This is a genomic window from Paenibacillus nicotianae (genome assembly GCF_042681745.1).
GTDB classification, from domain to species: domain Bacteria; phylum Bacillota; class Bacilli; order Paenibacillales; family Paenibacillaceae; genus Saccharibacillus; species Saccharibacillus nicotianae.
In genome coordinates this window covers 2,272,277-2,298,465 of sequence record NZ_JBHUGF010000010.1, presented here as the reverse complement: position 1 = coordinate 2,298,465, position 26,189 = coordinate 2,272,277, and the positions used below count along the sequence as shown (strand labels likewise).

Genomic DNA, 26,189 nt, shown 5'->3' with positions numbered 1-26,189 from the left:
TTTTGCTACGTAAAAATCATTGTTGATTGAAGCAGAAGATATAGCGCTTATCATGCCAAGCGCTACCGTAAAATGATTTTTATTAAGCAGCGGAGGAAAAAAGATGACATATAATGATTCCTTTATACGCGCATGTCGAAAACAAGACGTAGATCGTTTGCCTGTCTGGTATATGAGGCAAGCAGGACGTTATGATCCCGATTATCGCAAAATTAAAGAAAATTACAGTTTGCTTGAAATCTGCTTACAGCCAGAACTTGCCGCAGAAGTGACAATGATGCCTGTACGCAAGCTAGGTGTAGATGCAGCCATTTTATATTCAGATATTATGAACCCTGTCGCATCGATCGGTATCGATTTTGATATTGTCAAAAATATTGGACCGGTAATTGCGAATCCGATTCGTAGTGCTGCTGATATCGAGCGCTTACGTCCGATTCAAGTAGAGCAAGATTTGTCTCATATTTTAGAAACGATTCAGATTTTGGATAAAGAATTAGAAGTTCCTTTGATTACATTTGCAGGTGCGCCATTTACGATTGCTAGTTATTTGATCGAAGGTAGACCTTCCAAAAACTATATTCGTACCAAAACGATGATGTACAGTGAGCCGGAATTATGGCATGCCTTGATGCGTAAGCTAGGAGATATGGTAGCGACCTATTTGCGTGCACATGTACAATATGGCGGCAAAGCATTCCAGTTGTTTGATAGCTGGGTAGGAGCATTGTCACCACGAGATTTCAAAACGTATGTATTGCCAACGATTCAATATATTTTTGAGCAACTTCAAGATTTAGATGTACCAAAAATTTATTTCCCGGGCGTCAGTTCAGGAGAATTGTTGCCGGAACTTCGTCAATTGCCTGTAGATGTGATCGGTGTAGATTGGCGTGTATCTCTTACTGAAGCACGCAAACGGTTAGATTATAAATATGCGGTACAAGGTAATCTTGACCCTTATTTGTTGACTGGCCCTTCTTCACTTATCCATGAACAAGCCAAATTGATTATAGATGAAGGCTTGCAAGATCCAGGGTATATTTTCAACTTGGGTCATGGTCTATTTCCAGAAGCTTCGATTGATAAGTTAAAAGAATTAACAGATTATGTCCATGAGTATTCAGCCAAAGTGCTTCGTCAACGTATTACTTCGAAGTAATGGATGTATAGGTAATCTAGAATAACGATACGATGTGAAGGAGAGAATAAATCATGAGTAAAAAAATTGGTGTTTTGGTTATGTCTTATGGTACTCCAGCAAGCTTGGATGATGTAGAAGCATATTACACACATATCCGTCGAGGGAATCCACCTGCCCCTGAACAATTAAAAGAACTAAAAGATCGTTATGAAGCAATCGTTGGCGGAGTATTTCCGCTACGTGAAAATACAGATAACCAAGTTCTCGGTATGCAAAATATGCTCAATGAACATACAAAAGATAGCGAATTGGAATTTGTATGTTACCAGGGCTTAAAACATGCTTTTCCATTTATTGAAGATGGTGTGGAACAAATGGTAGCCGAAGGGATTACAGAAGCAGTAGGTATCGTGCTGGCTCCTCACTATTCTACAATGAGCGTAGCTAGTTATATCAAACGTGCTAAAGAAACAGCAGAAAAGCACAACTTGCCAATCTCCTTTATCGAAAGTTATCATTTGCATCCTAAATTAATCGAAACATTATCGAATCGTGTAAATGCGAAATTAGAGTTGTTTGAAGAAACAGGAGCTACTCGTGAGCAAGTTCGTGTCTTGTTTAGTGCGCACAGTTTACCTGAACGTATTTTGACGATGGGCGATCCTTATCGTGATCAGTTGATGGAGACTTCCAAAGCGATAGCAGAACGCGCCAATGTACCTTCATGGCAGTTCACATGGCAAAGTGCTGGACGTACTGCTGAGCCTTGGTTAGGGCCTGATGTATTGGATACGATGCAAGAATTAGCGAAAGAGCAAGTCAAATATGTATTGGTAGCACCGATTGGATTCGTATCAGATCATCTAGAAGTTTTGTATGATCTGGATATTGAAGCACAAGAATTAGCAAGTGAAATAGATATGCGTCTTATGCGTATTGATTCTTTAAATACCGATCCATTGTATATGGAAGTGTTAGCAGACGAAGTTATTCGTAAATATAACGAGGTGCATGCGTAATGAGTCAATCTACTCGCCGCGTAGTTGTTATTGGCGCAGGGATAACAGGACTCAGTGCCGCGTACTACATGCGTAAATTTTTGCAAGAAGCAGAGATTACTGCACAGATCACGATTGTAGATCAAGATGATCATATTGGTGGAAAAGTGAACACATTACAACGTGATGGTTTTGTTATCGAACGCGGGCCGGATTCTTTTCTTGCTCGCAAAACAGCAATGGTAGATTTAGCAACAGAACTTGGGATGGAAGATGAATTAGTAACCACCAATCCTGATGCGAAAAAAACCTATATTTTGCATGATGGTCAATTACATCCGATGCCTTCTGGTCTGGTGCTTGGTATCCCTACAGAATTGAGATCATTTATGGAAAGTGATCTTTTATCTATGGATGGCAAAATTCGTGCATTGGATGATTTTCTTTTACCTGCCAAAATGGATGGCAAAGATGAATCGTTAGGTGACTTTATCGAACGTCGTCTGGGCAAAGAAGTATTGGAAAATGTAACTGAGCCACTGCTTGCAGGCATCTATGCTGGAGATACACGCAAATTAAGTCTACAAGCGACTTTCCCGCAATTTGGTGTAGTGGAACGTGAATATGGCAGTCTGATCAAAGGAATGAATACAGGTAGCAAACCAGTAGAAACCCATACAGGTACAAAGAAAAGCGCATTTCTAACGTTTCGTCATGGATTGCAAAGTTTGATCAACCGTCTTGGTGAATCACTATCCACAGCAGATTTACGCCTGAATACAGGTGTACAATCGATACAGCCTCAAGCCGATGGTACGTATATTGTATTGTTAAATGATGGACAACAAGTGGTTGCTGATCATGTAATCGTTACAGTACAGACATTTGCTGCTTCCAAATTATTAAAGTCTTTGGTAGATACCAAAGCGTTAGAGATGATCAATTATGTATCTGTAGCGAATGTCGTTATGGCATTTGATCGCAAAGATATTCAGACTGAATATGATGGTTCAGGCTTCCTTGTACCACGTAAAGAAGGGCGTACGATTACAGCGTGTACATGGACGTCAACCAAATGGCTTCATACCAGTCCAGATGATCGTGTACTGATGCGTTTTTATGTAGGACGTTCTGGTGACGAACAGGTCGTTGATGAGACCGATGAACAGATTACAGCAAAAGTGTTGAAGGATATGCGCGATTTGATGGGTATAGATGCACAGCCATTGTTTACCGAAATTACACGACTTCATCATTCTATGCCTCAATATCCAGTAGGGCATATGGATAATATTGCGATGCTACGTGCTCAATTAGCGGCACAATATCCAGGTGTATTAGCACTTGGAGCAGGGTATGATGGTGTAGGATTGCCTGACTGTATTCGTACAGCTAAGGAAATGGCAATCAAAGAAGCAGAACGTGTGACTTCATTCTCTAATAGTCATTCGTAATAATCTAATAGCTATATAAGCAACCTTCTGTTGTGCAAAGTCTTTGGAACATATCGACAAGTTGTATCTCGTATACACTTGGATAGATGTGTAATAAAGATCAAACACGACAGAAGGTTTTTTGTACAGACAGGTCAGCTTTTGCCGAACAACTAGAACCTGTTATAATAGACAAAGTGTAAAAACGCTACAAACAGTCTGGATGATTGGATTCATCAAAAAGACATGTAATATAGTAAACTATTTTATGCTTTAAAGGAGTTCGTTATGTACACAACAAGGTCTCAACAATCTCGTCAGCGTCAGCAAGCAAAAAAACAGCGTCAAAAACGTATCCGTAACTGGATCATGTTTAACACTGTGCTGGTTCTGTCTATTGTTGCGCTTGGCGGTTATTACTGGCTTCATATCAAGCCACAGGAAGTACAGCAAGCCTCTAGTAATCAGATAGACCATACACTAGATCCGGCAACTATCCCTTATCAAGATGGTACAGATCCTGTTACCGAACAGAATGATTCTTCTGATCCATTAGATCATGAAAATGCGAGTAATCCATCGCTTTCTGCAACAGAAGGAGATGTAGAACATTTAGATCAGACATCCACCGATGATACAGAAACACCATCTTCTGATTCGGAGCAAAATACAGCAGGAACTGACTCGGAGTCAACAGATTCATCATCAGGTGACTCTATATCAGCAGATGAAGTACCAGAACAGCCAACACCAGATTCATCTACAGATAAGAAATCATCTTCTGAACCGTCTGCCGATTCATCTCATCAAGCACTTCAACCTGCTACCAACACTACACCATCCGGTCAGACGGTGACACTTCATTTTGGCGGAGACGTAATGTTTTCAGGAAAAGTCGGTGAAAAGTTAGCGAAAGCAGGATATGATTATCCATATCAATATGTAAAAGGTCTATTTAGTTCAGATGATCTGACCGTGGTGAATCTAGAAACGCCTGTGACCGATTCAAATACAATAGCTGCTGACAAAACATATGCTTTTAAATCATCACCTGAAGCCCTTCCGCATATGGCGCAAGCGGGGATTGATGCAGTAAATTTGGCAAATAATCATATTTTAGATCAAGGCATTACAGGATTAACCGATACGATTACTCAATTAGATCAAAGCGGAATTGCTTATGTAGGAGCTGGCAAAGACAGCACTCGTGCGTATCAACCGGTTTATTTTGATCGTAAAGGCATCAAAATTGCTCTGTTAGGATTTAGTCGGGTGATTCCAGAAACCAGTTGGAATGCTGGCAAAAATCAAGTCGGTGTAGCTACAGCTTATGATGCAACGGCTGCACAGGCAGCGATTCGTGAAGCCAAAAGTAAAGCCGATCTTGTCGTTGTCGTCGCTCACTGGGGAGTAGAACGTTCAGATACGCTTGCAGATCATCAAAGTGATCTAGCGCATACTTTTGTCGATGCCGGAGCTGATCTTGTTATTGGTGGTCATCCTCATGTGTTGCAAGGGCTAGAGAAGTATAAAGGAAAATGGATTGCTTACAGTACAGGCAATTTTATTTTTACCCGTTCACTGGTTGAGAAAACATGGGATACCGGTGTATTTCAAGCCAAATGTACAGTCAACGGTGATTGCAGTATGCAGGTGATTCCGTATACAGCAGAGCTAGGTCAACCTGTACCTATGGCGTCAGACAAAGCACAGACATTACTGCAACGATTACAAACACTATCCAGTAATATTTCATTTGATACCAAAGGAAATGCTATCGCTAATTAATCTTATTTATTCATCATAATACTATTTATCACAGAGGAGAATGTACAATGGCTGCTATTCAAAACGTATATTGTGTAGGTCGTAATTATCGTCTTCATGCTGAAGAATTAGGAAATGAAGTACCGACAGAACCGATGATTTTTATGAAGCCTTCTCATGCAGCAGTACCTCTAGAACATGCTGAATTGGTATTACCCAAAGACAAAGGTGAGATTCATTATGAAGCCGAGTTAGTGATCCGAATTGGACGCGATTATGCACCCGATCTTTCGGTAGAACAAATGGTCGATGGATTGGCACTTGGAATCGATTTTACATTGCGTGATGTACAAAGTGTAATCAAGAAAAAAGGACATCCATGGACAGCCGCTAAAGGATTTAAAAACTCTGCACCATTGACTGCTTTTGTTCCTTTTCCAGATGAGACTACATGGTCTGAACAACCTTTTGCTTTGCTCAAAAATGATCAACAAGTTCAACTAGGATACACACGTAATATGATCTTTTCACTCGAAACGATTATTGCTCATATCGGAGACAATTATGGACTTACAGCCGGTGATATTATTTTTACAGGTACGCCTGAAGGTGTAGGCCCTGTAGCAACTGGCGATACTTTTGAATTAATCTATGCAGGCGCTTCTGTAGGCAAGTGCCGGATTGCTGAATAATGTTAGATTGGTTGATTGGTGCAGTGTGTGCTGGATTGATTGCTGTGCTTGCTTATAAAAAGCAATGGCTATCCGGTTCAGGTGCATATGCGGCAGGTATTATGGGTACCATTTATTATGGAGCAGGCAATCTACTCTGGTTTGGCTTGCTTATTTTGTTTTTTATCAGCGGTAGCCTGCTGTCCAAAATGAAAGGCGAACGCAAACGTAAATTAGAACAAGATTATGCCAAAACGTCACGTCGTGATGCAGGTCAAGTATTTGCGAACGGTGGACTTGGTATGATTCTTTGTCTCGGTCATGCTTGGATTCCTCATCCAGCATGGATATATGCTTTTGTAGGCGTGATGGCAACTGTTACAGCAGATACATGGGCAACCGAATGGGGAAGCCTTAGCCGCAAGCCTCCGCGCTCTGTATTGAACGGTCGTATATTAGAAGCAGGAGCTTCAGGTGGCGTATCGGTTCGTGGTACGGTCGCAGCGGCTATCGGGGCATTGATGATCGGTCTAGCAGCATGGGCATTTTCGCTATGGTCAGGTGTATCTATCGAATCAAGCAGCGTAGGCGCCAAAGATGGTATACTTACTATTGGTCTATTGCCACTGGTTGGATTGGTTGGCGGATTAGCCGGTTGTTTTGCCGATTCATTTTTAGGAGCAACAGTACAAGTCATGTATCAATGTGAGGTCTGCGGTAAAGTCGTAGAAACTAGAGTACACTGTAATCGTCCAACATCCTACTTACGTGGCTGGAGATGGATGAGTAATGATATTGTGAATGGGCTTAGCTCTATTATCGGTGGAGTGGTGGCATTGATATTTTTATGGGTATAGGAGAGTGGGCTAATGAGCAGCACCACAGGTGAAAAGTTAGAATTGATTTTGGATGCTGCTTACGATCTTTTTGGTTCCAATGGATTTTATGAGACCAAAATTTCAGATATCGCACACCAGGCTGGAATAGCAAAAGGCACTGTATATTTATATTTTAAAAGCAAAGAAGAACTATTTATGGCTGTTACTCGTCGAGATTGCGAACATTTTCTTGACGGTTTAGATACTAATTTGCAAAATTGTAGTACGATGGCAGAACGATTACTTGTGATTGCTAAGCATCATTCGATGTATTATTTTGAACGCAAACATCGTACTAAGTTATTTTTCCGTACGCCTAATAACGATCCTGAACTTATGGCGTATATGAAGCAGTTTATGTTGCGCTATATGCAAGCTGTAGAGAAAGTACTCACAGAAGGTGGGGTATCTCAGCCTGTATGGTGTGCAGAGTCCTATATTGGGATGCTGGATCGGATACGTATGGATATTTTATTCAACCCTGAATTTCCGATAGAACAACTTCATGAACGAACAGATTTTGTAGCACGTTTGTTTTTAGAAGGATGTAATCATTCGGTAGATCATCAGGATCAAATAGACCGGGATAATTCCCAAGAAGGTGAGTCACAATGAATATTATGACAGTGGAGTCAATCTCCAAAAGTTACGGTGAAAAAGTATTATTTGAAAATGCTTCATTTGGGATGGAAGATCAAGATAAGATCGGAATCGTCGGAGTCAATGGAACAGGGAAATCGACATTTCTTAAAGTGATTGCAGGTATGGAAAGTACAGAAAGTGGACGTGTTACGTTAAATAATGGATTGCGTATTCGTTATCTAGCACAGAATCCGCCGTATGATCCAGAAGCAACCGTATTGCGTCAAGTATTTGACGGTGGCGGAGAAGAACTTCAAATTGTCGGCGCCTATATGAATGTATTGGAACAATTAGAGACTCATCCTGAAGATGAAGCTGTATTAGAGCAATTGATTCATCTGAATCAAGAATTAGAACGTCTGGACGCATGGTCACTCGAAAGTGAAGCCAAAAATATTTTGTCCAAATTAGGCATCTATCATTATGATGCTTTGATGGGTACACTATCCGGTGGTCAACGTAAACGGGTAGCGCTTGCGTCTGCGCTGATCCAGCCATCTGATCTGTTAATTTTAGATGAGCCTACCAACCATATTGATCATGATTCGATCACATGGTTAGAGCAATTTTTGCAAAAGCGTCGTGGCGCTTTACTAATGATTACCCATGATCGCTACTTTTTGGATCGTGTCGCAAATGTCATGATCGAACTGGATCATGGTAGTCTATACCGGTATGAAGCGAACTATTCACGTTTTCTTGAGCTCAAAGCAGAGCGGGAAGAACGAGAAGCAGCGTCCGAAGACAAACGTCAAAATCTATTGCGTCGTGAGTTAGCATGGATCAGACGTGGAGCCAAAGCACGTACAACCAAGCAACAAGCGCGTATTAACCGTTTTGAACAATTGAAAAATGACGGGCCGGGTCGTCGTGATGAAGCGATGGATATGTCAGCGATCTCTTCTCGTCTGGGCAAGCAAATTGTAGAACTGGATCATGTATCATTGACACTGGGCGGTAAAGAACTTATTCATGATGTGACCTATCATGCAGTTCCAGGAGATCGTATCGGAATTGTAGGGCCTAATGGACGTGGTAAATCGACATTACTCAATCTAGTATCCGGTCGTCTGGTTCCTAGTGAAGGTAATGTAGTGACAGGTCAGACGGTTAAATTTGGCTATTTCACACAGGAGCATCAGGAAATGGATGAATCGATGCGTGTGATCGAATATATCAAAGACGTAGCAGAAGTAGTAGAAACAGCAGATGGTAGCAAGATTTCAGCTTCCCAAATGTTAGAGCGCTTCTTATTTACACCAGCGGCACAATGGACGCCAATCTCCAAATTATCGGGTGGCGAAAAGCGCAGATTGTATTTGCTACGTGTATTGATGGGTGCACCTAACGTATTATTGCTGGATGAGCCTACCAATGATCTGGATATTACAACATTGACCGTTCTGGAACAGTATCTTGATGAGTTCCCTGGCGTTGTATTCTCAGTTTCGCATGATCGCTACTTCTTAGATCGTACTTGTGATCGTATTTTTGCTTTTGAAGGTGAAGGTCAGGTTAGTATTCATGCAGGGAATTACAGTGATTATGAAGAGCGAATCGCTGATCTTGCCAAAAGTGCTAAAGCAGCTAGTGCGCCAGTCGTAGCACCCAAAGCTGTAGAACCTGTTAAAGAAAAAACACCTGCGCCGGACAAAAATGCTTGGCGTAATAAAGTAAAATTCTCATACAAAGAACAATTAGAATATGAAAAAATTGATGATGATATTGCAGCAACAGAGCAGAAGCTAGTCGATCTTGCGAGTGATATGGAGAAAGCGTTCAGTGACTCTGTCAGACTACAAGAACTGATGGCTGAGCAGACAGCAACTGAAAAGCATCTAGAGCATCTTATGGAGCGTTGGACGTATCTCACAGAACTGGCTGAAAAGATAGAACAAAGTCAGAACCAATAGGATTGAATTTTCCAAAAATGATACGGTGTAAAATGGGGATTAGGTTATACACTATTAACATCATTTTAAATAAAAAACCCTTCTTTCTCGTCAGATATGATAAGAAAGAAGGGTTTTTTGTTGTTTACTATAGTTATCGACTATGACTATAGAGATTTTCTAGTTACTAATACGGGATCGTTTATTTGGCAGTAATATAAGCACCTAGCAACTTGGCTGTATTGATAACAGCATCCGTATGAGTACGCTCCATAGAATGAGAAGCATGTACGCCCGGGCCAATTAATGCTGCGCGAATATTATGACCGGCACGTAGAGAAGCAGAAGCATCTGATCCATAGTGAGGATATACATCAACAGCATAAGCAATATTGCCTGCTTGAGCCAGTTCAATTAATTTGCCTGTCATTTCATAATCATAAGGGCCGGAAGAATCTTTTGCACAAATAGAGACATCTGTTTCTTTACAGCTTAGATCGTCTCCAATACAACCCATATCGACAGCGATCATTTCATGAATACCTTCAGGAATATAAGCTGTACCATGGCCCACTTCTTCATAATTGGAAATAAGAAATTGGGTACGATACTGTGGCGTCCATTTCTGAGTGAACTGTGATTCTAGCAGTCCTAGTAAAGCAGCAACACTTGCTTTATCATCCAAATGACGGGATTTGATATATCCACTTGGTGTAACAACAGGACGTGCATCAAATGAAATATAATCTCCTACTTGTATACCAAGTTGTTGTACATCTTCTTGGGAAGCTACCAATTCATCAATCCGAACTTCCATATTTTCTTCTTCACGTTTGAGCCCGCGAGCTTCATCGTATACATGCACAGAAGGTTGAATAGACAAAATAGTACCTGTATATGTTTTACCACTGCGTGTATGAATCGTGCAGTATTCATTTTCAATACTGTTCATACTGAATCCACCTAGAATGGTAAAGCGAATCGTTCCTTGTGGCTTAATCGCACGTACCATCGCACCCAGCGTGTCCACATGTGCACTTAAAGCGATTGTTTTGGAATCATCCTGACCGTCTAATGTCAAAATAAGACCGCCTTTTTGATTGTATTCTATAGAGACACCGAATTTGCCAGCTTCTTCTGCAATACGCTTGATAATATCGTGAGTGAATCCGGTAGGGCTAGCCGTAGATAATAATTCGGTAAGCAAAGAGATTGTATAATCTTGATTAATCGTGATCGTCATAATAAAATGTCCCCTTTATAGTGCAACCCATTTTAACAATATTTAGTATCTATACATAAAATCATAATACTACAGATGAATGTGGATCAATCTATAATCCATCGTTACAACTAACGATCTCAAGCTACTTTTTCCAATAATGACCAACAAAAAACCACTTATCTATTGCCTCAAATCAGACAACAAAAGAGAAGTGGTTTTTCATCTTGATCGGCAAGTAATTATACGTAGTTTCTCAATAATAATTACTTACGGTTAGAAAAAGAAGTTGCAGTCGTATCATTATCAGCATACATCGGTTTAAGCGGATCATTATCTACAGATGATGTAGTTAATGGAGTTCCAGCAGTTGGAGCTTGAGCTAACTCTGCTTTCAACTGTTTGATCTCACGCTGTAAACGGTACTGACGATAGATACCATAAAATCCTACAATTAGACCACCTAGCAAAGCGCATCCAATAATCAAAAGAATTAAAGGTACTTGTACTACATTGAAATAAAGATTTACCTGTACTGGATTTACATTGATTACGGCAAACACCGCGGTAATCAGTGCAAATATCAAACCTAAAATAAGCATCCATTGCATTTTCAAAATAATAACCCCCTCGAATTAGCATAAGGTCAAATCTATCCTTATCTAATCTATAAAACGCAATCAGTCCTATTGTAAACATGTCTTTACAAGTATTAGGCGAATTTTGGAGGAAATGCAAGGTCTGGTTGTGATTCACCGATGTTCAATACTTATTTTGCTAACTGTTCCATTTCGGTAATAAGAGCTTCAAATACACTCATCGCTTCACGAATCGGAGCTGGAGTAGACATATCAACACCTGCTTTGGCAAGAATATTGATAGAATAATCGCTACCACCGCTTTTTAGGAAACCTGTATAACGATCTACCGCAGATTGTCCTTCTTCCAAAATTTGTTTGGAGAAGCTAGTTGCAGCCGAGAATCCTGTCGCATATTTGTACACATAGAAGCTGTTATAGAAATGCGGGATACGTGCCCATTCCATTTCGATATCCTGATCCACATGCATACCTTCACCATGATATTTCACATTCAAATCATAGTAGATTTTGGATAGTTCTTGTGGAGTTAAAGATTCACCAGCTTCTGCGCGAGCATGTGTAATCATTTCAAATTCGGCAAACATCGTCTGACGGAATACTGTGGTACGGAATTGATCTGCATAATACGTTAACAGATACATTTTTTCTTTCGGATCTGTCGATTTTTTCAAAAGATAATCCATCAATAGTGCTTCATTTGTTGTCGAAGCGACTTCTGCAAGGAAAATAGTATATTGTGCATCACGATAAGGAAGAGCATTGTCTGAATAATAACTATGCAGCGCATGACCCATTTCGTGAGCCAGTGTAAACATACTATTCAGATTATCTTTGTGATTCAGCAGAACGTAAGGATGGACACCATAAGCACCCCAGCTATAAGCACCTGTACGTTTGCCTTCATTTTCATACACATCGATCCAGCCTTCGTTATAACCGGCTTGAAGTGCTTGTTGATAATCTTCACCGAGTGGCTTGAGACCTTCTGCTACAGTCGCTTTTGCTTCTTCATAGGTGATATCCATTTTGAATTCATCTACAAGTGGAGCAAATAGATCATACATATGCAGTTCATCAACACCAAGTAATTTTTTGCGTAACGCGATATAACGATGCAGTAGAGGAAGTCCCTCATGAATCGTATCAATCAAGTTCGTATACACTTCTTTAGGAATATTATCTCCATAAAGTGCTTTTTCCAGAACCGATGGATATTTACGTACGTTCGCGTAGAAAATATTTTTATTGATATTGGCAGTTAATGTAGCACCAATCGTATTTTTTTGACGAGCATAAGCACTGTAAATCGCTTTGAATACACGCTCACGTAGTTCACGATTCGGATTTTCCAAAAATTGAATATAACGTCCATGAGTAAGTTCCACTTCATTACCATGTTCATCGATAATATTAGGGAATTTCATATCTGCATTATTCAACATTCCGAAAATCGTTTGTGGTGCTTGAGACAGGTTGCCTACTTGTGCTAACAAAGCTTCTTCAGCTTGAGATAACACATGCGCTTTTTCCCGTTTCATTTCTTGCAATGTAAAGCGATAAGGAGTTAGAAGAGGAGACTCTAGCAATTCATCTAACTTTTCATCAGACAGACCTAAGATTTCAGGTGTGATAAAAGAAAGAGCTTGTCCCAGTTCTACGCCTAATTTTTTAACTTTTTGCGACAATGCCTGATATGTAGGATTCGTTGTATCTTCATCCTGATGCATATGAGCATACGCATATAATTGTTCTACCTGTAGACCGATACGATCTTCTAGCTCAAATGCTGCTTTGACCGCTTCGGCTGTATGCAGTTTACCTTGTAATTGACTCGCTTCAGGCAATTCTTGTTTTACTTTGTCATAGGCTTGATCCCAAGCTTGTTGATCTGCGAACAGATCGGATAAATTCCAGCAATTTTCCTGTGACACTTCAGACCGTTTGAGTACTTGCTGCATAAATAAATCCTCCTCTTGAGCCATAATTAATAGATATTTGAAATGAATAGCACTGATTGGGGTATATTCCATTCAGCGCCAGAGTACATTGATCTACATCAAGCTATATTAGGTGTTAGGGTTAACGGCAACTAAAAATCCGTAGATCATTAAGAAGAACGCAACCAATAACATGACAATCGCAAAAATAGCAAGCCAGCGCTTCAAAGGCGCTGGAATGGTTTCCTTATAAGCAATCAGTACAAACCCTTGCAAAAAAGCAAGAATAATAAATATGATAATCGCTGTATAATTCATGGGAAAGGGTTATACCTCCCGGAAAGCATTCATAATTTCTTCCCATTCCGCTTCTGTCTCAAAGCGTTCTTTAGGAAAACGATCACTTGCCCATTGCATCAAAGCTGGACGACTCAAGAAATCATGTGTTTCTTCGCCCCATTCGTCAGAGATTTCTCTCAGCACGATTTTGCGTCCTTGAACTTCAACAGTCATCATGTTCCAATTGTCTTTTTTATAAATCTGGTGTTTTTTTATCATAATAGTATTCTACTCCCTGTTCGTTTGCTAAAATCATACCCTTTGCCTTCATTAATTGCAAATCATAACCGTTGTTTTATTTGCTATTTCACAACAGGTACGTTATACTAGGTTCATGCGTCATATATGGCGATATTCTAGGAGGTTTTTTGAATGAAAGGTACAGTTAAATGGTTTAATGCAGAAAAAGGTTTCGGATTTATTGAAGTTGAAGGTGGAGAAGACGTATTCGTACATTTCTCAGCTATTCAAAGCGATGGTTTCAAATCGTTAGATGAAGGTCAAGCGGTAGAATTCGACATCACTGAAGGTAACCGTGGTCCTCAAGCAGCTAACGTAATTAAATTATAAGACCGATATCCGGTAACGGATCACTTATATATTGAACATTCATTGTAATGTTCATCTCTATGTTAGTAAAAGCGCAAGTTCTCTTGATTCATTTCAAGAGACTTGCGCTTTTTTTAGTTATAAACGTGAGATAGATATATGATCAGTTATTAACTTGAAGCCCGGAACGTCGACCTGTACGTCTGATAACCAGTGTAATAATAGCCAATTCAGCAGCAAGCCCTAACGATTGTGCCAAAGCCCCAATCACGCCATTCCATGCAGGGAATATAAACAATAATACGATTAGAACAATAAAGGTACATATAGCATTCGCCATTTGAGAGCGAAACATCGCTTTGGTTTGTCCACGTAACAGAATCAATCCATTGGAATAATCTAACCAGGGCATAACAAGTGCATATAATACAAAAGCACGAAGTGTATACAGGCTTTGAGTTAATAATTCTCCATTTACATTCATAATATGCCCGAGTACCCAATAACTCATTGGTGTATAAGCAATCAGAGCTAACAAGGTCACAGGAATGAATCCGGTCACCAATCCAAACCGACGCACTTTTTTGGGATCGATATGATAGAAATTTAGTACAATCTGATGAATATAAGTAAAAAAGCTAAGCATCAACTGTAATAGGCTACTTGCGATGGCAAATGAAGAAATAGCCAAAGCAATCCCATCTGTTTTACCAAGTACTACGTTAATAGCAGGGCCAATTAACATCGCAACAAAAGAAGAAAAAAGCAGTGGTTTATAAAATTTAAAAACATCTGCACGCGTTTCTACCGGATGATCAGGACGTTTGTGAGGCATGGTTTTAGCGATATTCCGTCCTTCGCTATAACTGACGATCGCTTCTATAATCATACCTGTCAAAAATAGAATAGCCCCGACTGTACCGCTTGTAATGTGATGATAATAAATAAAATAAAGCGATAATGAATACATTCCTGCCAAACGAAACACCATTCCAATCGTTAACCATTTGGTGCGATTGTTCGTAATAATAATACCTTGATAAATATTTCGAATCACTGAAAAGATACTGACAAACATCAAAATAGCATACACATCAATAACCAGCGGAACCATAGTATCTTTGATACCGAACAATGTACTAAATATCCATTTTCCTATAGGCGTGTAGACAATCAAGATTCCGATTGCCAAAACAAAAGCTAAAAAAATCCAAGTCACTTTAAGTAGTGCTTTAAATGAAAGTCGATCTCGAACCAGAGCAGAACAAGTCTGGCGTAACAAAGTAGACGGTCGCTCTGTAATAGTCACCAGACTCATTGCTAAAGCGTAACTAGCAATAACCACTTCAGCATCAACAGCAAAAGCAAGTGTACGATTGATAATGACATGTGAAATAGTGACCAGTGAAGCTGAAATTCCAAGTGGTACAAAAAATGAAAACAACCGCCTCCATGAGAGCGGTTCTTGTGTAGACATATGTAATCTTCTCCCTTTGGTCTATAAAAATTATCGTTAGTATATCATAACGCTTTCAAAGAGAGTATGATTTATCGAACAAAAAGTTACATTTCTTTAAAATTATATCTATTTTTATACATGTTTGGCGGAGGATAAACGTTGGGACACTCTATGTGGAAAAACAAAACAAAAAGTAGTGTTTTTGATCCGATTTCCAACATTGAATATCCTTTTTGTATTCTATTCAAAGACCATACTGAAAATAAGAAATATATGACCTTAAAATGAATAGCAAAATGATCAAAACCCATATAGGGCGCGGTGTGATAAATTCAATTGTACGTTGTGAGCACTCTGAATATAATGTATGATAATACTGATAGGTTCAACAGACAACTATGTGGAGGAAGCCCATTGAATGATATGATGAAAGTCCGTTATCCGTTTCCGCGTAATGCTGTTTCTTTGATGAGACGCGTATACAAACACGGAATACCGGAAGTCCGTAAAGAGTTTGCTCGCTGGCGTGAACAGGCAAACTTAATACCTGATGCAGAATTGCGATACCAAGCGCTCGATAGCCTAAGCAATAAGCAATTCCACTGTGATGGTGGATCAGTATATGCCGTAGCGAATATGGCTCAATTTCATAACTTGTTACCTTTAATTGTAGCCTTCCAGACGATTTGTGATTATGCAGATAACTTATCTGATCGTCCTCAATGTACAAATGTTGAAGATTTTCGTCTATTGCATCAAGCTTTGTTGGATGCGATTGTGCCGGGCGTAGAACCAAGAGACTATTATGTATTTAATAGTGAAAGTGAAGTTGGTTATATGTCTACACTGGTAAAAGCTTGCCAGGGATATATTAGTGAACTTCCAGATTACGATATTGTATATCCTTATTTGCGTGATCTGGTTGAATTATATTGCGGTTTACAAACATACAAACATATCGCTCCTGAATTGCGTCAAGCAACATTGATGGAGTGGTGGTCTGAGCATAAGCATCGTACACCTCATTTATACTGGCATGAATTTGCTGCTGCAACAGGTTCAACTTTAGGTATATTTATGATGTTTTTAGCAGCGAGTGGTCTTCCGGGCATGAATGATGCGGCTGCTAAGCAAGCACATGCTGCTTATTTTCCAAATGTATGTTGCCTTCATATTATGCTGGATTATGTAATTGATCAGGAAGAAGATCAGCATTCTGGCGATCTTAATTTTTGCGATTATTATGACCCATCTATTAAGGTCATTGATCGTATTGAGAAGATCGTTGATTGGGCGCGTGCAGATGTACAACAACTGCCGGGTGCTTCATTCCATCTTATGATTGTTGAAGGTTTAGTCGCACTATACTTAACAGACCCCAAGGTCAAAACACAACAAGAAGTGCGTGCTATCTCTAAACGGCTATTGCGAAAAGGTCCTCCTATGCGTGCCTTTTTTATCTTGAATAGCCAGGTGATCCGCAAGTATTTGTAAACATATTAACAAGGGGGCAATTTGAAATGTCAGCAGTCAAAAAAATTGCAGTACTAACAAGTGGAGGAGACTCCCAAGGAATGAACGCTGCGGTTCGTGCAGTTGTACGTAGCGCACTTTATTTCGGTCTTGAAGTATGCGGAGTTCAACGTGGATACCAGGGATTACTAAACGAAGATATTTTCCCTATGGATCTACGTAGTGTAGGCGATATTATTCAGCGCGGGGGAACTGTACTTCAATCTGCACGTTGTAAAGAATTCATGACACTTGAAGGTCAACAAAAAGGCGCTGATATTCTGCGCAAACACGGTATCGACGGATTGGTCGTTATCGGCGGAGACGGATCTTATCAAGGTGCGAACAAATTGAGTAAATTAGGTATCAAAACAATGGCATTGCCAGGAACAATCGATAACGATATTTCGTATACAGATACAACGATTGGTTTTGATACAGCAGTAGGTATTGTAGTAGATGCTGTGAACAAATTACGTGATACGATGTCTTCTCATGAACGTGTATCAATCGTAGAAGTAATGGGTCGTCATTGTGGCGATATCGCTCTTCATTCCGGTCTAGCTTCTGGTGCAGAGACAATCCTTGTTCCTGAAGTATCTTACGATTTAAAAGAAGTAGCTGATCGTATGCATCACAACTTTGCTTGTGGTAAACGTCATAGTATCGTAATCGTAGCTGAAGGAGCAGGTCGTGGAGAAGATATTGCAGAACAATTGCATATTCATTATCCGAACCTAGAGCCTCGTGTAACAGTACTTGGACATATCCAACGCGGCGGGACACCAACTCCTCGTGACCGTAATCTAGCAAGTCGTCTAGGTGATTTTGCAGTCCGTAAATTAATCGAAGGTGAATCCGACAAAGCTTGCGGTGTAATCAGAGGCGAAATCGTATTGACTGATATCGATAAAGTAGTAAACAGCAAAAAAGAGTTTGATCACGAAACATATGAACTTGCACTTCGTTTATCTCAATAATTAGTGTTATGGTTAACAAAAAGTAGATATTTCAGTATATATCTTTAAAAAGCGTGCTAAATCTTACGTAATCTTCGGATTGCTAATATTTGTGCGCTTTTTATTTTACTATAAATTGTTTTTAGATATCACTTTTGTAAAAAATATGATAAGAAATGGTAAAAATTTTGAATTAAAGATTAGAAGTAACGGTTAAATTATTGTACTATAAGGGAGTAAGTCATTTATATCCTCACTCCGTAGGAACTGGAGAGACCAACTAGAAGGGGGCTACCATACATTGGCGAGAGAAAAAGGAGCAAAAGGAAGGGAGAGCCGTTTACGTTTGCTACACGCTGCTGCTAAACAATTTGCTATTCATGGTTTTCACGAAACGAAAGTGAGTTCTATTGTTGCAGAAGCCAAGCTTTCACAACCCGCATTTTATTTGTATTTTGAAAGTAAAGATGCTGTTTTTGAGGAGTTAGTGAAGCTTTTCCATGTTCGCTTAACGACGGTTATTAACGAAAGCCGTCTTCCTGAAATTCATTCAACCGATGGGGTATTGAATCAATTATGTCATACGTTGACATTGATGTTTGATTATTTTTACGCTAACCCTTATTTAACTCGGATAGGATTTCATTTAGCACCACAATCACAAAATATGAAACAAGAACTGGTTCAATGGGTTGAGCAGATGTTATCGGGTGAACAACGTTCTGGACAATTCAAATCTGAATTTCGGATGAATATGGTCTCAGAATGTCTGGTAGGCACGATCGAACGTATTGTATTTACACAACTTCTTCCTGGTAAAGTTGCACCAGAACAATTAGCATTAGATATTGTGAATTTATATGTATCCGGTATTGGGATGAAACAAAGTAAAGTGTAACGGATAGAGCTAGGAGGTTCATTTTCATATGATTACTGTCGGTTTAACCGGTTGGGGAGATCATGATTCTCTCTATCTGACCAAAGAAGCAAATAAGAACAAATTACCCACTTATAGCTCTCTATTCCGCACCGTAGAGGTAGATAGTTCATTTTATGCGATCCAGTCCCGGCGGAATATGGAAAAATGGACCGAGGAAACACCTGATTCTTTTCGTTTTCTTGTCAAAGCTTTTCAGGGTATGACAGGGCATTCGCGTGGCAAAATCCCGTTTGATAGTGAAGCTGAAATGTTTGAAGCATTCCGCTTATCGATTAGTACTATGGATCAAGCTGGCAAATTGATGGCTGCTTTATTTCAATTTCCACCCTGGTTCGATTGTAATCGAGAAAATGTTAGAACACTTCGACATATTCGTGAACTGATGAGGGACTATCCATGTGCACTTGAATTTCGTCATCAAAGTTGGTACACGCCTGAAATGCGAGAAAAAACAATCCAATTCATGCGCAAAGAGAACTGGATTCATAGTATCTGTGATGAACCACAAGCAGGAATCGGTTCTGTACCTATTGTAGAAGAAGTGACAGATCGTCAATTAACAGTCGTGCGTATGCATGGTCGTAATGAATCAGGCTGGAATTCATCGGGTCAACCGAATTGGCGCGAAGTCCGTTATCTGTATCGCTACAATGAGACAGAATTACAAGAATGGGCAGAACGTTTACAGCGATTAGAACAGCAATGTGATGAAGTGTGTGTGATTTTTAATAATAATTCTGGCGGAGATGCAGCAGATAACGCCAGACAATTGATGGCAATGTTAGGACAAGACATACCCCCGATTCCAGAAGAAAAGAAAGTGGAAATGGAACAGATTGATCTTTTCGACTGGAGTGGACAAGAATAGAAAAGCGGCATTTTCCTGATAGAGGAGAATGTCGCTTTTGTTTTTTTATAAATGAGGGGTAGTTTGGAGGTAAATAGTTACTCGGTACTATTTGGATTCAGAAATGGTTACACGTATCGCTTGCCGTTGTACCCATAACAAACGAGATAGTAGAGTGATAGCACCTACAGCGAGTCCTATACTAAGACCAATCCAGTATCCAAAAGCAGCATAATCGGTATAATTAGCAATAATGTAACCCACAGGCAATCCTATAATCCAATATGAGATAAATGTTAAAAAGAAAGCAGGATTCACATCTTTATATCCTCGTAATGCTCCTTGTACAGGTGTAGCAATAGCATCTGATATTTGATAAAAAGCAGCATAGATCATAAAATGAGCAATCAGATCAATCAATACAGGATCAGCGGAATAAAGTGCTGAGACCGATTGACGAAAAGCAAGCAAAATCACTGCTGTACACAATGACAAAGCAAGAGCTAATCCAAGACCAAGCTTCGTATACTGCCTTGCATCTTTCAGACGCTTAGCACCGACCTCGTAACCGACGAGAATAGTTAACGCTGTACAAATACTTAACGGTATCATATAAAGGGTTGCAGCAAAGTTCTGAGCCGCCTGATGAGCTGCAATCGTCATCGTATCGTAGTTGCTCATAAATAAAGTAACTCCAGCAAAAATAGCGACTTCAAAAAAGATGGCAAATCCCATCGGAATCCCCAATTTCAAAATTTCGCTCCATTTGCGCAAAGAAGGAGAATACCATGTACTAAAGATCTGATCTTGACGAAAAGGTTCTGCTACACGTATCACTAACACTGCGATCAAAAACACACACCAGTACGTAATCGCCGATGCCACACCAGCACCAACGCCACCCAATTTAGGAAATCCAAATTTACCGAAGATCAATAAATAATTAATAGCTACATTGATCGGTAAAGCGCATAACGTAATCATCATTGAAAATCGCGTTTGACCTAGAGCATCGATATAACTTCGTAGAACAGTGTAAGCAAATAAAGGAATAATCCCTATCGATAAACATACAATAAAGCCATGAGCCACTTCGCGTACATAAGGTTCCAGACTCATCAGATCCAGAATCGGATTTAATAACAATCCACCAACAATAAGAATAATAATCGATACAACAACCGATAATAACAAGGCTTGAACAACATTAAAACTAACTTTTTTCCGTTGATTGGAACCAATGAACTGCGACACAATCGGTGTAACTGCTACAAGAATACCGCTAAGTCCAGCTTGAATCGGAACCCATAGACTAGAGCCTATCGCTACGCCAGCCAAATCTTCTGCGCTAGCATGACCGGACATATTCGTATCAAAAAAAGTCATCAGAGATAAAGCAATCTGTGTAATCAAAATAGGGAATAATATTTTCAAAAACTGACTAAACTTTTGTAACAATGTAACAGTAGGGATCATAATCTAACCTCATTCACGATACTAAAATCGTATATATTTTATGTAATTTCCAAATCAGTCCATCAAGAAATGATTGTACAGGATATCATTTATTTTGAATAGGCACAAAAAAGAACTCGGATCATGATCCGAGTTCTTAGTTATTCGTACATATACTCACAAATACAAAGCGCAGACTAATGATTAATAATCAGCATTAGCTGTATAACGGTTACCAGCGTTCCATAATAGATACTCGTCAATTCCTTTTTCATGCATAGCACGAATCTGATCATTGACTTCTTTAGCACCGTATTGTGTATAATGACCGCTACCTAACCAGCTTGCTGTAAAGTCTTGAATCCATGGACGAATAATAGGCGTTTGATCACCCAGTGGTTTCAATTTTTTCAATGTGTCTTCCATAGAACCTTTAATCGTTGCATAAGGGTTTCTATCAGGATCTTTCACACCGAACCAACCGGTAGAATAGTGACTTGGATATACCATTGGACTAATAACATCTACGTTTTCTGAAATTTTGGCAAAATCTTGTCCAATACCTTCAGCAGCAGGGACAGAAGCCGCATAACCGAAAATATCTACAGATACACGTACACCCAGTGGAGCAAGTTCTTTACGAGCATACTGTACAAATTCAGCAATTACATCAACACGAGATTGTTTGGTTTTGGTAAATTTCAGCTCAGCTTCATGATTTTCAAATCCTTCAGGGAAACGAACGTAATCAAATTGAATTTCTTTGAAGCCCATTGCTGCTGCTTCTTTAGCCAATTCAATATTGTAATCCCATACATCTTTGTTATATGGATTTACGAAGTTATCACCTTTACCATTACTCCATACTTGTCCGTTGCTTTTAACAAAAGAAAGTTCAGGATGTTTTTTGGCAAGAATAGAATCTTTGAATACTACGATACGAGCAATCGGATAGACATCATGTTTTTTCAAACGTTTCATCATAGCGTCTGGATCAGCGATAAATTTTTGCGGGCTTCCCATTTCTTTTAACTTGGCATTTTTCGTTTGATACGTTATGTATCCAGCATCATCTTTTAGATCAATAACCATAGCATTTAGCGCTGTTTTATCCAAAAGATCAAGCAGGGTAGTCATACGTGAACCACCAGCACTATAAGCAGTAACATACACGCCTTTGACTTTAGGTGCATCAACTTGTGGATCAATTTTGGCAGGAGGATTATCTGCATCTACCTCTGTGTTACTTAATTGACTGTGAATAGCGGCCTGATTCAAAGCAGATTTGAGAGTGGTTGTCTTTGCTGTAGCTTGTCCATCTTGACCACCACTAAGCGTTGTCGATGCGAGCAGCATAATTGCCCATAAAATTTCCATGTGTTAGCTCCTTCTCTGTATGTATAATCATGACGTTAGAATGGATTTACTTTTTAAGTATAACGGATGTCCATGAACTGTAAAGCAACATAATTGTTACCGTTAGTGCCTAAAAATACCCATCTTCACTATTTAAACAAGTAAAAGCATAGCGAAACAAGTATATTGACATCATAAGTATACAACATAAAAATGCCACTGCAATCATCTATAAAAGATGTAACAGTGACATTTTTAATATCGTTATCAATCAATTTTATTGCATGAATTGCTGACTTTGATTTTCGCAAATACTGTGGTGAATAATTTCCATTGCATCCTCTGGTTCCAAAATACGCAACCCATCACGTAAAACGATAACAGCGTTCAATTCTTGCTGTTTTAGGGAAGGCATCATATCAGGAAACCATTTCATGACGATTTGTGACAATTTGACCGTTTCCATTTCCACAATAATCACCCTTTCCTATTCTGGAATCATTACGCTTAATGAACGAAATCATTCTAAATGAGAACTTTAGGAAAAGCATGGCTGTGTAACAAAGGTTAGGGACTGAACACAAACTGCAAATAATAAAAGGTAGAGGTGGCATGTTTTTAGTCTACTATATATTACGACAAAAAGCGACTTTCAGTGTATAGCAAAACCAAAATAGTTTACATTTTTCTAATAAAACTTTAATACCTATCTGATCAATAACTATTAGCCTTTGCGGAAAGATCCCATAACACCAACCGTTTCAACCATATTGACAAAAGCAGCAGGGTCGGTTTCTTTGATAATTCTACGCAGTTCTGCTAATTCATAGCGTGTGGTTACTGTCATCAACATATCTTTGGGCGTATGAGAAAATGCGCCTTCTGCTTTGATCATTGTCACGCCGCGTTGAAGAGGCATTAATTTTTCAAGCAACAAATCAGTATGATTGGATACGATAAATAGGGTTACTTTGACATGGCTGACATGAATAAGGTCAAGCACTTTACCTGCGATATAGATCGATACCATAGAAGCAAGTGCGATATTCCAGTTATTAGACCAGTAACCCATAGCAAGCACAACAAGACCATTTAATCCAACAATAACATTACCAACTGGGAAATCCCGATAACGAGTAATAATCGATCCCAAAATATCGAATCCACCGGAAGAACCGCCTACACGGAAAGAAATACCCACACCTATTCCGATTAATACACCGCCGAATACAGCAGATAGCAATAAATCCGGCGCTGCGGCTTCAACAGGAATAATAGTCATCATCCATGTTGTTGCTGCAACAGAGACGATACTAAGCAAAATATAGCGTTTGCCTAGCAAAAACCAACCCGCGATTAATAGAGGTATATTGTATACAAAGTAAAGCAGACTAATATTAAACGGTGTAAAATAACCGGTTAACATAGCAAGTCCTGATACACCACCACTTAATAATTGATGGGGAATCAGGAACAGGTTAAACGCAGCAGCTGTGAATAAGGAGCCCAGAAAAACAACGAATAGGGCACCGATTTTTTTTGACACAAAAATCACCTCGGGTTGTAAGTTAGTAAGTTATGGAAAGTATACCTGTTAATTTATAAGAAGTATCTTTCACAAAAGTAATTATATTATGATTCAGCTAGTAATCATTGTGTATTTTGTGATATAATGATTTAGATATTCTTGAGTAGGGATGTTTTGCTGAATTATGTTGACTATTCTATAAACGCAATACTGATTTATTTCATCATAGAAACTATTGAACAAAGGTATAGTTTATACTAACTACTGAATTATTCAATAGTTCATAACAAAAAAAGAATAAGTGGCGGTCCACAAGGCCTCCTGCGATGCAGGTATATACTACTCATTTGCTACTTAAGAATACAAACAAGTTGGTGGATTGTCCACAATATAGAAGGAGCACGAATATTTTGACTAAATTTGCAGATTTCGGGTTAGATGAAAAAGTACTACAAGCGGTAATGGAGCTAGGTTTTGAAGAATCAACACCTATCCAAGCACAAGCTATTCCTATTGCTATGAGCGGCAGTGACATGATCGGACAAGCTCAAACAGGTACAGGTAAAACAGCAGCATTCGGCATACCCCTCATTAACAAGATCGAACGTTCGGAAGATAAAATTGTAGCATTGATTATGGCACCAACTCGTGAGTTGGCGATTCAAGTAGCAGAAGAAATCGAGAAATTATCCCGCTTTAAAGGTATCCGTTCATTGCCAATCTACGGTGGACAAGATATCGTTCGCCAGATTCGCGCTTTGAAAAAGAAACCTCAAATTATTATCGGTACACCTGGTCGTTTGCTTGACCACATCAACCGTAAAACAATCAAACTAGACGATGTACAAACTGTAGTATTGGATGAAGCAGATGAAATGCTTGATATGGGTTTCATGGAAGATATCCAATCTATTTTGAAACAAGTTCCAGAAGAGCGTCAAACAATGTTGTTCTCAGCAACTATGCCTGCTAACATCAAGCGTTTAGCGCAACAATTCTTGAAAAACCCTCAACATGTTTCTGTAATTCCAAAACACGTTAGCGCACCTTTGATCGATCAATCTTATATCGAAGTGAACGAGCGTCAAAAATTTGATGCATTGTCTCGCTTGTTAGATATGGAATCTCCTGAGCTAGCAATCGTGTTCGGACGTACAAAACGTCGTGTTGATGAATTAGCAGAAGCTTTGCAAAAACGTGGCTATACAGCTGACGGTTTGCATGGTGACTTGTCTCAGAACCAACGTGATAGCGTAATGCGTAAATTCCGCGACGGTAGTATTGATGTTCTAGTTGCTACAGACGTAGCAGCACGTGGACTTGATGTATCCGGCGTAACTCATGTTGTAAACTTTGATTTGCCACAAGATCCAGAAAGTTATGTTCACCGTATCGGTCGTACAGGACGTGCTGGTAAAGAAGGCGCAGCTTACTCTTTCGTAACACCACGCGAATTAGATCATTTGCACTTTATTGAGCGTGTAACTAACCAAAAAATCGCACGTAAACCTCTTCCATCTTTGGCAGAAGCGATTGAAGGTAAACAACGTATTACAGCTGAGCGCTTGCTTGAGCTAGTACAAGACGATACAACTCCTTTGAACGAATACAAAGGTATTGCTATCCAATTGTTAGAACAATATGATTCTGTGAACTTGCTTTCTGCAGCAATCAAATTGTTAACTGGTGAGAAAAAAGATGCACAGGTAGATTTGACTCCTGAAGATCCAATTCGTGCAAAACGCCGCAAACCTGATGTTCGCTCTGGTGGACGTAAACCAGGCGGTAGCTATAACCGTGGTGGAAGTAGCACAGGCGGATACAAAGGCAACAACAGCAGTGGCGGACGCGGTGGATACAGTAGCGGTGGAAGCTCTAGCGGTGGCGGATACAAAGGTAACAAAGATGCTGGACGTGATCGTAACAAACCACGTACAACTAGCAGCGAAAACCGTCGTCCAGCTCCAAAACGCGACGATTCTTTCAACGCATAATTAAATTAGATACAGTATAGATAAGAAAGTCAGGTCTAATCGCCTGGCTTTCTTTTTTTATTTTA

Annotated in this window: 24 protein-coding genes; 14 read left to right on the top strand and 10 right to left on the bottom strand. The window is 39.5% G+C overall.

From position 1 onward, the window contains the following. The first annotated feature begins 103 nt into the window (after positions 1 to 103). From hemE to ACFSGI_RS14220, 8 genes are all read left to right on the top strand, one after another. Positions 104 to 1,162, top strand: a complete 1,059-nt coding sequence (gene hemE / locus ACFSGI_RS14255; protein WP_204824764.1) for a uroporphyrinogen decarboxylase — start codon at positions 104 to 106, stop codon at positions 1,160 to 1,162. A 53-nt stretch (positions 1,163 to 1,215) separates the two neighbouring features. After that, positions 1,216 to 2,163: a ferrochelatase gene (hemH, locus tag ACFSGI_RS14250; protein WP_204824763.1), complete on the top strand. Its 948-nt coding sequence runs from the start codon at positions 1,216 to 1,218 to the stop codon at positions 2,161 to 2,163. Then, positions 2,163 to 3,596, top strand: a complete 1,434-nt coding sequence (hemY, locus tag ACFSGI_RS14245) for a protoporphyrinogen oxidase (protein WP_204824762.1) — start codon at positions 2,163 to 2,165, stop codon at positions 3,594 to 3,596. Before hemH ends, hemY begins: the two co-directional genes overlap by 1 nt. A gap of 267 nt (positions 3,597 to 3,863) precedes the next feature. Next, on the top strand, positions 3,864 to 5,363 hold the full coding sequence (locus ACFSGI_RS14240; protein WP_204824761.1) for a CapA family protein: 1,500 nt from the start codon (positions 3,864 to 3,866) through the stop codon (positions 5,361 to 5,363). Positions 5,364 to 5,410: 47 nt separating this feature from the next. Continuing rightward, positions 5,411 to 6,034: a fumarylacetoacetate hydrolase family protein gene (locus tag ACFSGI_RS14235; protein WP_204824760.1), complete on the top strand. Its 624-nt coding sequence runs from the start codon at positions 5,411 to 5,413 to the stop codon at positions 6,032 to 6,034. After that, positions 6,034 to 6,870, top strand: a complete 837-nt coding sequence (locus ACFSGI_RS14230; protein WP_204824759.1) for a DUF92 domain-containing protein — start codon at positions 6,034 to 6,036, stop codon at positions 6,868 to 6,870. The genes ACFSGI_RS14235 and ACFSGI_RS14230 overlap by 1 nt, the downstream gene beginning before the upstream one ends. A gap of 12 nt (positions 6,871 to 6,882) precedes the next feature. After that, positions 6,883 to 7,506, top strand: a complete 624-nt coding sequence (locus ACFSGI_RS14225) for a TetR/AcrR family transcriptional regulator (RefSeq protein WP_204824758.1) — start codon at positions 6,883 to 6,885, stop codon at positions 7,504 to 7,506. Further along, on the top strand, positions 7,503 to 9,446 hold the full coding sequence (locus ACFSGI_RS14220; protein ID WP_204824757.1) for an ABC-F family ATP-binding cassette domain-containing protein: 1,944 nt from the start codon (positions 7,503 to 7,505) through the stop codon (positions 9,444 to 9,446). Before ACFSGI_RS14225 ends, ACFSGI_RS14220 begins: the two co-directional genes overlap by 4 nt. 181 nt (positions 9,447 to 9,627) lie before the next feature. Here ACFSGI_RS14220 and ACFSGI_RS14215 read toward each other — a convergent pair whose 3' ends face one another. The 5 genes from ACFSGI_RS14215 to ACFSGI_RS14195 form a co-directional block, all read right to left on the bottom strand. After that, positions 9,628 to 10,668 (bottom strand): M42 family metallopeptidase, encoded by a 1,041-nt coding sequence (locus ACFSGI_RS14215; protein ID WP_204824756.1) that lies wholly within the window; start codon positions 10,666 to 10,668, stop codon positions 9,628 to 9,630. A gap of 245 nt (positions 10,669 to 10,913) precedes the next feature. Then, entirely contained in the window at positions 10,914 to 11,264 is a 351-nt protein-coding gene (locus ACFSGI_RS14210; protein ID WP_204824755.1) for a LapA family protein, read from the bottom strand. Between the two features lie 152 nt (positions 11,265 to 11,416). Next, positions 11,417 to 13,207 (bottom strand): oligoendopeptidase F, encoded by a 1,791-nt coding sequence (pepF, locus tag ACFSGI_RS14205; protein WP_204824754.1) that lies wholly within the window; start codon positions 13,205 to 13,207, stop codon positions 11,417 to 11,419. A 108-nt stretch (positions 13,208 to 13,315) separates the two neighbouring features. Then, on the bottom strand, positions 13,316 to 13,504 hold the full coding sequence (locus ACFSGI_RS14200) for a hypothetical protein (RefSeq protein ID WP_204824753.1): 189 nt from the start codon (positions 13,502 to 13,504) through the stop codon (positions 13,316 to 13,318). A gap of 9 nt (positions 13,505 to 13,513) precedes the next feature. After that, a complete protein-coding gene (locus ACFSGI_RS14195) occupies positions 13,514 to 13,744 on the bottom strand; it encodes a hypothetical protein (RefSeq protein ID WP_204824752.1) in 231 nt (76 codons plus the stop codon). A gap of 153 nt (positions 13,745 to 13,897) precedes the next feature. Here ACFSGI_RS14195 and ACFSGI_RS14190 point away from each other — a divergent pair, with 153 nt between their 5' ends. Next, positions 13,898 to 14,095 carry a cold shock domain-containing protein gene (locus tag ACFSGI_RS14190; protein ID WP_069327064.1) on the top strand — a complete coding sequence of 66 codons (198 nt, stop codon included), beginning with the start codon at positions 13,898 to 13,900 and terminating at the stop codon, positions 14,093 to 14,095. Between the two features lie 142 nt (positions 14,096 to 14,237). Here the strand turns inward: ACFSGI_RS14190 and ACFSGI_RS14185 are convergent, their stop codons facing one another. Beyond that, positions 14,238 to 15,551 carry a multi antimicrobial extrusion protein MatE gene (locus tag ACFSGI_RS14185; protein ID WP_204824751.1) on the bottom strand — a complete coding sequence of 438 codons (1,314 nt, stop codon included), beginning with the start codon at positions 15,549 to 15,551 and terminating at the stop codon, positions 14,238 to 14,240. A 396-nt stretch (positions 15,552 to 15,947) separates the two neighbouring features. Here ACFSGI_RS14185 and ACFSGI_RS14180 point away from each other — a divergent pair, with 396 nt between their 5' ends. The 4 genes from ACFSGI_RS14180 (at position 15,948) to ACFSGI_RS14165 (ending at position 19,812) form a co-directional block, all read left to right on the top strand. After that, complete coding sequence (locus ACFSGI_RS14180; RefSeq protein WP_204824750.1) at positions 15,948 to 17,027, top strand: tetraprenyl-beta-curcumene synthase family protein; 1,080 nt, start codon at positions 15,948 to 15,950, stop codon at positions 17,025 to 17,027. Positions 17,028 to 17,053: 26 nt separating this feature from the next. Further along, a complete protein-coding gene (gene pfkA, locus ACFSGI_RS14175; RefSeq protein WP_204824749.1) occupies positions 17,054 to 18,025 on the top strand; it encodes a 6-phosphofructokinase in 972 nt (323 codons plus the stop codon). 280 nt (positions 18,026 to 18,305) lie between these two features. Then, positions 18,306 to 18,902, top strand: a complete 597-nt coding sequence (locus ACFSGI_RS14170) for a TetR/AcrR family transcriptional regulator (RefSeq protein ID WP_204824748.1) — start codon at positions 18,306 to 18,308, stop codon at positions 18,900 to 18,902. A gap of 28 nt (positions 18,903 to 18,930) precedes the next feature. Continuing rightward, a complete protein-coding gene (locus ACFSGI_RS14165; protein ID WP_204824747.1) occupies positions 18,931 to 19,812 on the top strand; it encodes a DUF72 domain-containing protein in 882 nt (293 codons plus the stop codon). An 87-nt stretch (positions 19,813 to 19,899) separates the two neighbouring features. On the opposite strand, the gene ACFSGI_RS14160 is transcribed toward ACFSGI_RS14165, so the two are convergent. The 4 genes from ACFSGI_RS14160 to ACFSGI_RS14145 form a co-directional block, all read right to left on the bottom strand. Next, complete coding sequence (locus ACFSGI_RS14160) at positions 19,900 to 21,267, bottom strand: MATE family efflux transporter (RefSeq protein ID WP_204824746.1); 1,368 nt, start codon at positions 21,265 to 21,267, stop codon at positions 19,900 to 19,902. Between the two features lie 183 nt (positions 21,268 to 21,450). Continuing rightward, the gene (locus tag ACFSGI_RS14155) at positions 21,451 to 22,623 is read right to left on the bottom strand and encodes a putative glycoside hydrolase (protein ID WP_204824745.1); all 1,173 of its coding nucleotides are present in this window, start codon (positions 22,621 to 22,623) and stop codon (positions 21,451 to 21,453) included. A 256-nt stretch (positions 22,624 to 22,879) separates the two neighbouring features. Further along, complete coding sequence (locus ACFSGI_RS14150; RefSeq protein ID WP_204824744.1) at positions 22,880 to 23,074, bottom strand: hypothetical protein; 195 nt, start codon at positions 23,072 to 23,074, stop codon at positions 22,880 to 22,882. 252 nt (positions 23,075 to 23,326) lie between these two features. Beyond that, positions 23,327 to 24,148 carry a YitT family protein gene (locus ACFSGI_RS14145; protein ID WP_204824743.1) on the bottom strand — a complete coding sequence of 274 codons (822 nt, stop codon included), beginning with the start codon at positions 24,146 to 24,148 and terminating at the stop codon, positions 23,327 to 23,329. 392 nt (positions 24,149 to 24,540) lie between these two features. On the opposite strand from ACFSGI_RS14145, the gene cshA reads away from it, so the two are divergent. Continuing rightward, a complete protein-coding gene (gene cshA, locus ACFSGI_RS14140) occupies positions 24,541 to 26,124 on the top strand; it encodes a degradosome RNA helicase CshA (RefSeq protein ID WP_204824742.1) in 1,584 nt (527 codons plus the stop codon). Positions 26,125 to 26,189: the final 65 nt, after the last annotated feature.

What these genes read in the sequence shown, in the direction of transcription:
- ACFSGI_RS14155 (WP_204824745.1), bottom strand. Translation starts at nt 22,623, where the DNA reads ATGGAAATTTTATGGGCAATTATGCTGCTCGCATCGACAACGCTTAGT.
- ACFSGI_RS14220 (WP_204824757.1), top strand. Translation starts at nt 7,503, where the DNA reads ATGAATATTATGACAGTGGAGTCAATCTCCAAAAGTTACGGTGAAAAA.
- hemY (WP_204824762.1), top strand. Translation starts at nt 2,163, where the DNA reads ATGAGTCAATCTACTCGCCGCGTAGTTGTTATTGGCGCAGGGATAACA.
- ACFSGI_RS14185 (WP_204824751.1), bottom strand. Translation starts at nt 15,551, where the DNA reads ATGTCTACACAAGAACCGCTCTCATGGAGGCGGTTGTTTTCATTTTTT.
- ACFSGI_RS14225 (WP_204824758.1), top strand. Translation starts at nt 6,883, where the DNA reads ATGAGCAGCACCACAGGTGAAAAGTTAGAATTGATTTTGGATGCTGCT.
- hemH (WP_204824763.1), top strand. Translation starts at nt 1,216, where the DNA reads ATGAGTAAAAAAATTGGTGTTTTGGTTATGTCTTATGGTACTCCAGCA.
- pfkA (WP_204824749.1), top strand. Translation starts at nt 17,054, where the DNA reads ATGTCAGCAGTCAAAAAAATTGCAGTACTAACAAGTGGAGGAGACTCC.
- hemE (WP_204824764.1), top strand. Translation starts at nt 104, where the DNA reads ATGACATATAATGATTCCTTTATACGCGCATGTCGAAAACAAGACGTA.
- ACFSGI_RS14165 (WP_204824747.1), top strand. Translation starts at nt 18,931, where the DNA reads ATGATTACTGTCGGTTTAACCGGTTGGGGAGATCATGATTCTCTCTAT.
- pepF (WP_204824754.1), bottom strand. Translation starts at nt 13,207, where the DNA reads ATGCAGCAAGTACTCAAACGGTCTGAAGTGTCACAGGAAAATTGCTGG.
- ACFSGI_RS14200 (WP_204824753.1), bottom strand. Translation starts at nt 13,504, where the DNA reads ATGAATTATACAGCGATTATCATATTTATTATTCTTGCTTTTTTGCAA.
- ACFSGI_RS14230 (WP_204824759.1), top strand. Translation starts at nt 6,034, where the DNA reads ATGTTAGATTGGTTGATTGGTGCAGTGTGTGCTGGATTGATTGCTGTG.
- ACFSGI_RS14215 (WP_204824756.1), bottom strand. Translation starts at nt 10,668, where the DNA reads ATGACGATCACGATTAATCAAGATTATACAATCTCTTTGCTTACCGAA.
- ACFSGI_RS14190 (WP_069327064.1), top strand. Translation starts at nt 13,898, where the DNA reads ATGAAAGGTACAGTTAAATGGTTTAATGCAGAAAAAGGTTTCGGATTT.
- ACFSGI_RS14240 (WP_204824761.1), top strand. Translation starts at nt 3,864, where the DNA reads ATGTACACAACAAGGTCTCAACAATCTCGTCAGCGTCAGCAAGCAAAA.
- ACFSGI_RS14195 (WP_204824752.1), bottom strand. Translation starts at nt 13,744, where the DNA reads ATGATAAAAAAACACCAGATTTATAAAAAAGACAATTGGAACATGATG.
- ACFSGI_RS14160 (WP_204824746.1), bottom strand. Translation starts at nt 21,267, where the DNA reads ATGATCCCTACTGTTACATTGTTACAAAAGTTTAGTCAGTTTTTGAAA.
- ACFSGI_RS14235 (WP_204824760.1), top strand. Translation starts at nt 5,411, where the DNA reads ATGGCTGCTATTCAAAACGTATATTGTGTAGGTCGTAATTATCGTCTT.